This window comes from Stutzerimonas stutzeri SDM-LAC, from assembly GCF_000235745.1.
GTDB lineage: Bacteria > Pseudomonadota > Gammaproteobacteria > Pseudomonadales > Pseudomonadaceae > Stutzerimonas > Stutzerimonas stutzeri_H.
On sequence record NZ_AGSX01000193.1, the window covers coordinates 51127 to 61766 of the forward strand.

The window sequence follows — 10640 nt, forward strand, 5'->3', positions numbered from 1 at the left end:
GCAAACCGCCAAGAGGCCGTCTTCGGCGCAAATCAAAGTGCGTATAATGCGCCGCCATGACTAAATCACGCTCGTCTCGCTCCCGCTCCAAACGCCGTTCCGGTGCTTCTCGCCCCTGGTTAGGCTGGATTGTCAAACTCTCCATCGTCGCGCTGGTCCTGTTGGCTGGCGTCGCGGTGTATCTCGATGCCGTGGTGCAGGAGAAATTCTCCGGCAAGCGCTGGACGATCCCGGCGACGGTGTATGCCAGGCCGCTGGAGCTGTTTGTCGGACAGAAACTCGACAAGGATGACTTTCTAACCGAGGTTGATGCGTTGGGCTACCGCCGAGAAAAATCGGTGAGCGGGCCGGGGACTGTTTCGGTCGCCAGTAATGCGGTTGAAATGCATACACGCGGCTTCCGCTTCTATGAAGGTGTGGAAGAGTCGCAGCGAATTCGTGTGCGTTTTTCCGGGGATTTCGTCGCGGGGCTTGTACGTATGGACGGCAGCGAGCTGCCGGTCGCGCGTCTGGAACCGCTGGTTGTGGGCGGGCTATACCCCGCGCACAACGAAGACCGCATTCTGATCAAGCTCGATCAAGTGCCACCGTATCTGGTGGAGACCCTGGTTGCAGTCGAAGATCGGGAGTTCTTCGATCATTTCGGCGTGTCGCCTAAGTCCATTGCGCGTGCCGTCTGGGTGAACCTCACCGCTGGGGAAGTGCGTCAGGGCGGCAGCACGCTGACGCAGCAGTTGGTGAAGAACTTCTACCTCACCAACGAGCGCAGCCTGAGCCGCAAAGCTACCGAAGCCATGATGGCGGTGCTGCTTGAACTCCACTATGACAAACCGGAAATCCTCGAGGCCTATCTGAACGAGGTTTTTCTTGGTCAGGACGGCCGTCGCGCCATTCATGGCTTCGGTTTGGCGAGCCAGTATTTCTTTGGACGGCCACTGGCAGAGCTCAAGCTGCAGCATGTCGCTCTGTTGGTCGGCATGGTCAAGGGGCCGACCTACTACAATCCCCGCCGCCATCCCGAGCGCGCCTTGGAACGACGCAATCTGATCATCGATCTGTTGGCTGAGCAGCAGGTAGTCAGCGCAGAGGAAGCTGCTCAGGCGAGGCAGGCGCCGCTTGGCGTAACGAAGCGTGGCAGCCTGGCTGACAGTTCCTACCCGGCATTTCTCGACCTGGTAAAGCGCCAGTTGCGAGAGGATTACCGCGACGAAGACCTTACGGAGGAAGGGCTTAGGGTTTTCACCAGCTTTGACCCGATCATCCAGTCCAAGGCTGAAAAAGCCATGACAGACACGCTTAAGCGGCTGGGCAAGGCAGCTGAGGGCGTTGAAGCCGCGATGCTGGTCACCAATCCGGAGACTGGCGAGCTGCAAGCTATGTTGGGCAGTCGACATCCAGGCTTTGCCGGCTTCAACCGGGCGCTGGATGCGTCGCGACCAATTGGCTCGCTGATCAAGCCGGCGATCTATCTTGCTGCCCTGGAAAAGCCCAGCCAATACACCTTGACCAGCCTGCTTGAGGATGAGCCATTTTCGGTCAAGGGAACTGACGGCAAGGTTTGGAAGCCGCAGAATTACGGGCGTACCGCTCATGGCACGGTCTACCTCTATCAGGCCCTGGCGAATTCCTACAACCTGTCGACCGCGCGGCTTGGCCTGGATCTAGGCGTGCCGCATGTGCTTAACACGCTGGCGCGCTTGGGCGCTTCGCCCGATTGGCCGGCCTATCCGTCGATGCTGCTGGGGGCGGGCGGATTGAGCCCTATTGAAGTCGCTGGCGTCTACCAGACGATTGCTAATGGTGGCTTCAATACTCCGTTGCGGGCCATTCGCAGTGTCGTCGCGGCCGATGGCGAGCCCCTTAGCCGCTATCCATTCAAGATCGAACAGCGTTTCGACCCCGGCGCTATCTACCTGACGCAATACGCCATGCAGCGAGCGATGGTCGAAGGGACCGGGCGTTCTGTCTACAATCACGTCCCGAAATCGCTGACCCTGGCAGGCAAGACCGGTACCACCAATGAATCGCGTGACAGCTGGTTTGCCGGCTTCAGCCAGGATTTGCTGGCGGTAGTCTGGTTGGGACGCGATGACAATGGCAAGACATCGTTGACCGGTGCCACGGGCGCATTGCAGGTGTGGGCAGACTTCATGCGTCGCGCCGATCCATTACCGCTGCAGATGCCCATGCCGGACAATGTGTCGATGGCCTGGGTTGACGCGCAAACCGGCGAGGGGACGCTGGAAAATTGTCCCGGTGCCGTACAGATGCCTTATATCCGCGGAAGCGAGCCTGCTCCCGGTCCAGGTTGCGGCCTGCAGGCCCCGGCTGAATCGGTCATGGATTGGGTTCGCGGCTGGTTGCCATAGATGGCAGCGGGCCGGTTGGTTTATCAAGAGGTTTAAATCGTGAACAAGCAATGGATGATCGTATTGGTGGCGGTAGCGCTGCTGCCGGGCTGCGCGTCGGTCAAGCGCGGCGCAATCCCCGTCGTCGATTCGGGAGCGCCGGTATCGGAGGAGGTTTCGGCGCGTCAGCCCAATCGCCGCGCTAACGCACCCGCGACTGCTGCGCAGTCTGTACCTGCGGACTCGGGCGTGATGGTCATGGTGCCGCAGCAAAACTCTGAGCCGTTGCAAACCTATGGTGCGCCTGATGCCCCGTTTTCCGGGAGCTCTGCGCAACCGCCGGCCGGTGGGGCTGGTCAGTGGACGCCGCCTGTTCAATCCGCGCCAATACCCGCGCCGGCGCAGCGACAGCCAATGCCCAGCGGAATCCCGTCAAACAGTGGGACCTTGTCAGCAGATGAACAGCTTGATGGGCCGGTGCTGGCACTGCTTACCACTGCGCAGCAGCAACAGGGTGGAGGTGACCTGAACGGAGCTGCTTCCAGCCTCGAGCGCGCTCAGCGCATCGCCCCGCGCGAGCCTCAGGTGCTCTATCGCCTGGCTCAGGTCCGTCTGGCGCAAGGCGATGCCATTCAGGCTGAACAGCTGTCTCGACGTGGGCTGAGTTACGCAAGCGACCGGCCAGCGCTGCAGGCAAGTCTTTGGGAATTGATCGCGCAGGCACGTGAGCGTCAGGGAAATGCTGCCGGCGCGGCGCAGGCGCGCGAGCGCGCCAAGGTCTCGATGTGATGGATGATCGAGTGCCAGCGTTGGCTGACCAGTTGCTGTTGATCGAGCGCGAGCTACGGGCGCTTGGGGTTTGGGCATCTTCGCCGCCTGCACCTGAGGCGCTCGCCAGTCAGGAGCCGTTTTGCGTCGATACGCTGGCGTTCGATCAGTGGTTACAGTGGATTTTTCTGCCGCGCATGAAGCAAATTCTCGAGCACGGCGAACCGTTGCCGACAGTGTCGGGGATTCTGGCGATGGCCCAAATGGTTTATCAGCATCAGTCGCAGCGAATGGCCGGGTTGTTTGAGGCGCTTGAACGCTTCGATCGATTGATCAGTGCGGGTGGAGGCTACGCAACGCCGGCCATGTAGGCGGGCGTTGTTACCAGGCGTTGGTTACTGCGTTTACTTACAGCTGTCGGCGATCTTCTGTTGGGTTTCGCCAATACGCGCCTGACGCTCTTCTTCGTTCAGTCGCCGGACGCTGCCTTCTTCTTCCACACGCACGCGAGGGTTGTTCTGCAGTTGCGCCAGGTTCGTGCGCAAGGTTGTGCAATAGCGTTGCAGCTCGGCTTCCTGCTCGGCTACCTGACGTTTTACTTTGCGGTCAATGTCGCGCTGCTCGGCCTCGCCTGATAGTCCCGGCGCGGCTTTTTCGGTCAAGGCTGGCTTCGGCGGGGCTATGGCGGTATTGAGCGTTTCGGCCGGTTGACCTTGCGGTGGCTGTGCTCCGAAATGTGTAACGCCGTCAGCGTCGACCCACTTGTAAACCTGGCCAGCCATGATGCTGCTGCTTAATGCAAGCAGCAGGCCGCCTGCGAGAATGGTCAAACGCATGCTTTTCCCTTCAGTGGATGCAAAACCAAGCCGGTACTATACGCAAAAGACAGGGGGCGTCATTCTGCGCTGGATCACAGCTGAATGCAGCCGAAGGGTAACGCCAGGCTTGACTTGACCAAGCCTAATCCGAACAATTCCACGCTTGCTGTTCTGATGGGCCGCCGCAAGCGAGCCTTTCGCTCAACCATGAGGTGCATACCCGCGCCGACCTGCAACACCCGCAACGCGTTACCTCGCGCTGGGAGGGTGCCCCGCAACACTTTGGGGCTTCCCTAGTACTCGCTTTGACAGTAGCTGACGTAGTCGGCGACCACCGTCGCTCATGCACTGCTTGGCAGTAAACCTAATTCTGGCCGGTCCGACGCGGAGCGGCTATCTGGCGTTCTAGAGGTGAACAACGTGGAACTTTTATCCGGCGCTGAAATGGTCGTCCGCTTCTTGCGCGACGAAGGCGTTAAGTACATCTACGGCTATCCGGGCGGCGCCTTGCTGCACATCTATGATGCGCTGTTCAAGGAAAAGGAAGTCACGCATATCCTTGTCCGCCATGAGCAGGCTGCCACCCACATGGCCGATGGCTATGCGCGAGCCACCGGTAAGGCCGGTGTAGTGCTGGTCACCTCTGGCCCGGGTGCGACCAATGCCATCACCGGTATCGCAACGGCCTATATGGACTCGATCCCGATGGTCGTCATATCGGGGCAGGTTGCCAGCAATATGGTCGGTACCGATGCGTTCCAGGAAACCGATATGATCGGTATTTCCCGCCCGATCGTTAAGCACAGCTTCATGATCAAACATCCTTCGGAAATTCCCGATGTGATGAAGAAGGCGTTTTACCTGGCCCAGTCCGGGCGTCCCGGCCCGGTGGTCGTCGACATTCCGAAGGACATGACCAACCCTGCGGAAAAGTTCGAGTACGTCTACCCGAAGAAAGCCAAGCTGCGTTCGTACAGCCCGGCTGTTCGTGGCCATTCGGGGCAGATTCGCAAGGCTGCCGAGCTCCTGCTGGCGGCCAAGCGTCCAATCATCTATGCCGGTGGTGGCGTGATCATGGGCGGCGCTTCGTCGCAACTGACTGAACTCGCCAAGATGCTCAATCTTCCAGTGACCAACACGCTCATGGGGTTGGGTTGCTATCCAGGCAGTGACCGCCAGTTCGTCGGCATGCTGGGTATGCACGGAAGCTACACGGCCAACCTGGCGATGCATCATTCCGATGTCATTCTGGCTGTGGGCGCGCGCTTCGATGACCGTGTGATCAACGGCGCAACGAAGTTCTGCCCGAACGCCAAGATCATTCACATCGATATCGATCCGGCTTCCATATCCAAAACCATAAAGGCGGACATCCCGATTGTTGGCCCGGTCGACAGTGTGCTCACCGAGATGGTGGCAATCGTCAAGGAGATCGGTCAGGCACCCAACGCCGAGACTGTCGCCAGCTGGTGGAAGCAGATCGATGAGTGGCGTGGCAACCGTGGCTTGTTCCCTTACGACAAGGGTAACGGCACGATCATCAAGCCACAGGCTGTTATCGAAGCCCTGTGTGAGGTGACCAAGGGCGAGGCGTATGTAGCTTCGGACGTTGGTCAGCATCAGATGTTCGCAGCGCAGTATTACCGGTTCGACAAGCCCAATCGCTGGCTCAATTCCGGTGGTCTGGGCACCATGGGCTTCGGCTTCCCGGCTGCAATGGGCGCCAAGCTGAATTTCCCGGATGCCGATGTCGCCTGTGTTACCGGCGAGGGAAGCATTCAGATGAACATCCAGGAGCTTTCGACCTGTCTGCAGTTCGACTTGCCGGTCAAAATCGTTAACCTGAACAATGGCGCGCTCGGCATGGTTCGCCAATGGCAGGACATGATGTACAACAGCCGCCACTCGCACTCATACATGGAATCGCTGCCTGACTTCGTCAAACTTGCGGAGGCCTACGGGCATGTCGGGATGCGCATCACGGAGTTGAAAGACCTCAAGCCGAAGCTGGAAGAGGCCTTTGCCATGAAAGATCGCCTGGTCTTCCTGGATATCGCAGTCGATACCAGCGAGCACGTCTACCCGATGCAGATCAAAGACGGCACCATGCGCGACATGTGGCTCAGCAAGACGGAGCGGACCTGATCATGAGACACATCATTTCTCTGCTGATGGAAAACGAACCAGGTGCGTTGTCCCGGGTGGTCGGGCTGTTTTCGCAGCGCAACTACAACATCGAAAGCCTGACCGTCGCACCGACTGAAGACCCGACGCTTTCCCGGCTTACGCTGACGACGGCGGGGCACGAGGAGGTAATCGAGCAAATCACCAAGAATCTCAACAAGCTGATCGAGGTCGTCAAACTGGTCGACCTGTCCGAAAGCGCTCACATCGAGCGTGAGCTTATGTTGATCAAGGTGAAGGCAACCGGAGCACAGCGCGCCGAGGTCAAGCGTACAACCGACATCTTCCGTGGGCAGATCGTCGATGTGACATCCAATGTCTACACCATCCAGCTGGCCGGCACGACCGACAAGCTGGACAGTTTCATCCAGGCCATCGGTACAGCATCGATTCTGGAAGTGGTGCGCAGTGGCGTTACGGGTATTTCCCGTGGCGACAAAGTGCTGAGCATCTAATACGACTTATCGAATGGCCCGATCGGCCAGCAACAGGGGTAATTCCATGAAAGTTTTTTACGATAAAGATTGCGACCTCTCCATCATCCAGGGCAAGAAAGTCGCTGTCATCGGCTACGGCTCCCAGGGCCATGCACACGCATGCAATCTTAAAGATTCCGGCGTAGACGTAACCGTTGGCCTGCGTGCCGGCTCCCCGTCGGTCGCCAAAGCCGAAGCCCACGGCCTGAAAGTGGATAACGTATCCGCCGCTGTTGCCGCTGCCGATGTCGTCATGATTCTGACGCCGGACGAATTCCAGGGCCGCCTGTACCGCGATGAGATCGAGCCGAACCTGAAGAAGGGCGCTACGCTGGCTTTCGCGCACGGTTTCTCCATCCATTACAACCAAGTCGTGCCGCGTGCCGACCTTGATGTGATCATGATTGCACCGAAGGCGCCGGGTCATACCGTTCGCTCCGAGTTCGTCAAGGGCGGTGGCATTCCTGATCTGATCGCGATCTACCAGGACGCTTCGGGTAACGCCAAGAACGTCGCGCTCTCGTACGCGTCGGGCGTCGGTGGTGGCCGTACCGGTATCATTGAAACCACTTTCAAGGACGAGACCGAAACCGACCTGTTCGGCGAGCAAGCTGTTCTGTGCGGTGGTTGCGTCGAGTTGGTCAAGGCCGGTTTCGAAACACTGGTAGAAGCTGGATACGCACCGGAAATGGCTTATTTCGAGTGCCTGCACGAGTTGAAGCTGATCGTCGACCTCATGTTCGAAGGCGGTATCGCCAATATGAACTACTCGATCTCCAACAACGCTGAGTATGGCGAATACGTGACAGGACCGGAGGTTATCAACGCGGAATCCCGCGCCGCGATGCGTAATGCCCTGAAGCGCATTCAGGACGGTGAATACGCGAAGATGTTCATCACCGAAGGTGCTGCGAACTATCCTTCGATGACAGCCTATCGTCGTAACAATGCTGCACATGGCATCGAAGTGGTCGGTGAGCAGCTTCGCTCCATGATGCCGTGGATCGCTGCCAACAAGATCGTTGACAAGAGCAAGAACTGATATCCGGTTTTGCCTGAAAGAACGCGGCCTAGGCCGCGTTTTTTCATTATGGCCCTGTGTCTCTGGTATAAACCGATCCTTGGCCGAGGGTGAACCCGCTGTGCCATGGTCTGTCGAATTATTCAAACCTGCTGCAAGGTGAATTTGCATGAGTGAGCTTCCCGAAGAGCCGAACAAACCCACCGAACCTGAAAGCCTTCTGCCGATCGACGAGCACATCGAAGAGAGCCAGGACGCCGAAGGTCGCAAGGTTCGCCATCGGGGCATCTACCTGCTCCCCAACCTATTTACCACGGCCAATCTGTTTGCCGGTTTTTTCTGCATTGTCACGGCTATCAACGGCAACTTCTATGTCGCTGCTGCTACGGTTTTTGTCGCTATGGTGCTTGATAGTCTGGATGGCCGGGTTGCACGCCTGACCAACACCCAGAGCGCCTTCGGTGCGGAGTATGATTCGCTATCGGATATGGTGGCTTTCGGGCTGGCGCCGGCAATACTCGCTTATCAGTGGGCGCTGTCCAGTCTTGGAAATGTCGGGTTGACTGTGGCGTTCATTTACGTCGCCTGTGCCGCCTTGCGGCTTGCGCGCTTCAATACCCAGATAGGCAAAGTGGACAAGAAGTGGTTCATTGGCTTGGCAAGCCCTGCGGCTGCAGGGGTTGTGGCTGGCTCGGTCTGGGCGGTTTGGGCGCTCGACGAGCCGGGGATTCGCGGTCTAGATCTGCCTCTGGCTGTGATCATGTTGTTTGCGCTGCTAGTTGCTGCCGCGGGCCTGCTGATGGTCAGCAACATCAAGTACTACAGCTTCAAGGATCTCGATCTGAAAGGTCGGGTGCCCTTTGTAGCGATACTGATCGTTGTTTTGGTGTTCGCCGTGGTATTCAGTGATCCACCGCGAATTCTGCTTCTAATATTCCTCGCCTACGCCGCTTCCGGGCCGGTGCAGTTTTTGATGCGTCGCCGCAAGCGCGCCGAGGGTTGATTTCTGAAATGATCCGCTGTCTAGTGCTTGTTCAAGCCTTGGACAGCGGAGCACATCATGTTTATCAGAACGCCGCGTCGCAGTGATTGCCTCGAATCAGAGGTAACGTCCGAAGCGCTCTATCTGAACCGTCGTCGGTTCATCCAGGGAGCGGCAGTCTCCATCGCAGCCGCTGGGTTGTCTGCTATCGCGCAAGCCGAAGCTGCCCACTACGCAGAAGTAGAGCCGGCTGATGCCCCCGCCTGGTTTGACGAAAAACTACGCCAAGTACACTGGAAAGCAGTGACGGTTAAAGACGATGCCATCACGCCCTATCCAGATGCTACGCACTACAACAATTTCTACGAGTTTGGTCCGGATAAGGGCGACCCAGCGCGTCACGCGCCGCAGCTTGTTACCGAGCCTTGGGTTGTAACCGTAGATGGAGAGGTGGCGAAGCCGGGGAAGTATTCGATCGAGGATCTTGTTTCGGATTCGGCGCTCGAAGAGCGAATCTACCGTCTGCGTTGCGTCGAAGCCTGGTCGATGGTTATACCTTGGCTTGGCGTATCCCTGGCTGATTTAATCAGTCGGCTGGAGCCTACTTCCAATGCGAAATATGTTCGCTTTGAGACCTTGGCGCGTCCCGAGCAGATGCCTGGCATGCGTACAGGCTTTTCGCTGATCGACTGGCCGTATGTCGAAGGCTTGAGAATGGACGAGGCCATGCACCCGCTGAGCTTGGTCGCTGTTGGGATGTATGGGCGCGTGTTACCAAACCAGAATGGCGCGCCATTGCGTCTTGTAGTGCCTTGGAAGTACGGGTTCAAAAGCATCAAATCGATCGTTCGAATCAGTTTCGTTCGCGAACAGCCAGCGACCACTTGGGAATCGATGGCTCCTCAGGAGTATGGCTTCTATGCCAACGTCAATCCCAGCGTTTCCCACCCACGCTGGTCTCAAGCGCGTGAGCGACGGCTACCTGGAAGCTTGTTTAACCCAAATGTGCGAGAAACTCAGATGTTCAATGGGTACGAGGAAGAGGTCGCGCACTTATATGCAGGGATGGATCTGAGAAAGAACTATTGATGCGTTATCCCTGGTGGAGGTTGCTGCTTTTTTGCTGTGCCGCCAGCGTGCCATGCTATTGGCTCTATCTCGCTGCGGCCGCCGCATTAGGACCGGATCCGGGCAAAGTATTGGTTGATAATCTTGGGCAGGGCGCGTTGCTCCTTCTTCTATGCTCACTAGCGATGACGCCTCTTCGATCCCTAACTGGGTGGTCCGGCTGGGTCGCGTTTCGGCGGCAGATCGGACTATGGGCGTTCGGTTACGGCGCACTTCACTTAGCAGCTTATTTATATTTTCTATTGGGTTTGGAATTCAGCGACTTCGCTGCTGAGCTGGTTGAGCGTCCTTACATAGCTGTGGGCGCTATTGCGCTGATGGGTTTGTTGACGCTCGCAATGACGTCGACGCGCTGGAGCATGCGTAAGCTTGGTAAGCGCTGGAAGAAGCTGCACCGCATTGTCTACCCAACTCTGCTGGTCGTATTGCTTCATATGCTTTGGGTCGTGAGGTCCGATGTTGGCCAGTGGAGCCTCTATGCAACAGTCGCAGTCATTCTGCTTGCCGCACGTGTGTCAGCTATTGAAAGAAGGTTGGTGCAACTCAGTGCGAAATGGCGTGACAAACAAACAGCGAAGAAAGCCAAAAACAACGGTTGACGCCAGATTCTGGGTGCCTATAATGCGCACCTTCTCCGGCGCAGGCCTTAGCAAAAACCTCTTGTAAATCAAGAAGTTAGAAAAATAAAAGACTTGCACGGGCGGCAAATTCGAGTAGAATGCGCCGGGCTGACAGGGTGGTGGTTTCGCGCTGTTGGTGGCTTCGGTCGGGTTGATCGGAAGCGGTTGAAAGAGGTGGTTGACAGCGGTTTTAGACGCTGTATGATTCGCCTCCCGCTAACGAGAGATGCTAGGTTGATCGGAAGCGCAAGCGGTTGAGAAGAAAGAAAAACTTCTTCAAAAACAGCTTGACGAG

At 57.5% G+C, this 10640-nt stretch carries 10 protein-coding genes; 9 read left to right on the forward strand and 1 reads right to left on the reverse strand.

Annotation, left to right across the window (positions count from 1 at the left end; genetic code table 11):
- Nucleotides 1-56: 56 nt before the first annotated feature.
- From mrcB to PSTU_RS0119470, 3 genes are read left to right on the forward strand one after another with little or no spacing between them, the layout of a single operon-like run.
- Nucleotides 57-2369 carry a penicillin-binding protein 1B gene (mrcB, locus tag PSTU_RS0119460; RefSeq protein WP_019342698.1) on the forward strand — a complete coding sequence of 771 codons (2313 nt, stop codon included), beginning with the start codon at nt 57-59 and terminating at the stop codon, nt 2367-2369.
- 54 nt (nt 2370-2423) lie between these two features.
- Nucleotides 2424-3137: a tetratricopeptide repeat protein gene (locus PSTU_RS0119465; RefSeq protein ID WP_036993480.1), complete on the forward strand. Its 714-nt coding sequence runs from the start codon at nt 2424-2426 to the stop codon at nt 3135-3137.
- Complete coding sequence (locus tag PSTU_RS0119470) at nt 3137-3487, forward strand: YqcC family protein (protein ID WP_019342700.1); 351 nt, start codon at nt 3137-3139, stop codon at nt 3485-3487. The genes PSTU_RS0119465 and PSTU_RS0119470 overlap by 1 nt, the downstream gene beginning before the upstream one ends.
- A gap of 33 nt (nt 3488-3520) precedes the next feature.
- Here PSTU_RS0119470 and PSTU_RS0119475 read toward each other — a convergent pair whose 3' ends face one another.
- Nucleotides 3521-3952, reverse strand: coding sequence for a DUF4124 domain-containing protein (locus PSTU_RS0119475; RefSeq protein ID WP_019342701.1), 432 nt, complete (start codon nt 3950-3952; stop codon nt 3521-3523).
- Nucleotides 3953-4354: 402 nt separating this feature from the next.
- Here PSTU_RS0119475 and PSTU_RS0119480 point away from each other — a divergent pair, with 402 nt between their 5' ends.
- From PSTU_RS0119480 to msrQ, 6 genes are all read left to right on the forward strand, one after another.
- Complete coding sequence (locus tag PSTU_RS0119480) at nt 4355-6079, forward strand: acetolactate synthase 3 large subunit (protein WP_029404884.1); 1725 nt, start codon at nt 4355-4357, stop codon at nt 6077-6079.
- Nucleotides 6080-6081: 2 nt separating this feature from the next.
- Nucleotides 6082-6573, forward strand: coding sequence for an acetolactate synthase small subunit (gene ilvN, locus PSTU_RS0119485; protein ID WP_019342703.1), 492 nt, complete (start codon nt 6082-6084; stop codon nt 6571-6573).
- Nucleotides 6574-6619: 46 nt separating this feature from the next.
- On the forward strand, nt 6620-7636 hold the full coding sequence (gene ilvC / locus PSTU_RS0119490; protein WP_019342704.1) for a ketol-acid reductoisomerase: 1017 nt from the start codon (nt 6620-6622) through the stop codon (nt 7634-7636).
- A 148-nt stretch (nt 7637-7784) separates the two neighbouring features.
- Entirely contained in the window at nt 7785-8618 is an 834-nt protein-coding gene (gene pssA, locus PSTU_RS0119495; RefSeq protein ID WP_019342705.1) for a CDP-diacylglycerol--serine O-phosphatidyltransferase, read from the forward strand.
- Nucleotides 8619-8675: 57 nt separating this feature from the next.
- Nucleotides 8676-9686 carry a protein-methionine-sulfoxide reductase catalytic subunit MsrP gene (msrP, locus tag PSTU_RS0119500; protein WP_019342706.1) on the forward strand — a complete coding sequence of 337 codons (1011 nt, stop codon included), beginning with the start codon at nt 8676-8678 and terminating at the stop codon, nt 9684-9686.
- Nucleotides 9686-10324 (forward strand): protein-methionine-sulfoxide reductase heme-binding subunit MsrQ, encoded by a 639-nt coding sequence (gene msrQ / locus PSTU_RS0119505; protein WP_019342707.1) that lies wholly within the window; start codon nt 9686-9688, stop codon nt 10322-10324. Before msrP ends, msrQ begins: the two co-directional genes overlap by 1 nt.
- The last annotated feature ends 316 nt before the right edge of the window (nt 10325-10640 follow it).

Coding starts and splice junctions, on each gene's coding strand:
- ilvN (WP_019342703.1), top strand. CDS start 6,082: ATGAGACACATCATTTCTCTGCTGATGGAAAACGAACCAGGTGCGTTG.
- mrcB (WP_019342698.1), top strand. CDS start 57: ATGACTAAATCACGCTCGTCTCGCTCCCGCTCCAAACGCCGTTCCGGT.
- ilvC (WP_019342704.1), top strand. CDS start 6,620: ATGAAAGTTTTTTACGATAAAGATTGCGACCTCTCCATCATCCAGGGC.
- PSTU_RS0119475 (WP_019342701.1), bottom strand. CDS start 3,952: ATGCGTTTGACCATTCTCGCAGGCGGCCTGCTGCTTGCATTAAGCAGC.
- pssA (WP_019342705.1), top strand. CDS start 7,785: ATGAGTGAGCTTCCCGAAGAGCCGAACAAACCCACCGAACCTGAAAGC.
- msrP (WP_019342706.1), top strand. CDS start 8,676: ATGTTTATCAGAACGCCGCGTCGCAGTGATTGCCTCGAATCAGAGGTA.
- PSTU_RS0119470 (WP_019342700.1), top strand. CDS start 3,137: ATGGATGATCGAGTGCCAGCGTTGGCTGACCAGTTGCTGTTGATCGAG.
- msrQ (WP_019342707.1), top strand. CDS start 9,686: ATGCGTTATCCCTGGTGGAGGTTGCTGCTTTTTTGCTGTGCCGCCAGC.
- PSTU_RS0119465 (WP_036993480.1), top strand. CDS start 2,424: ATGATCGTATTGGTGGCGGTAGCGCTGCTGCCGGGCTGCGCGTCGGTC.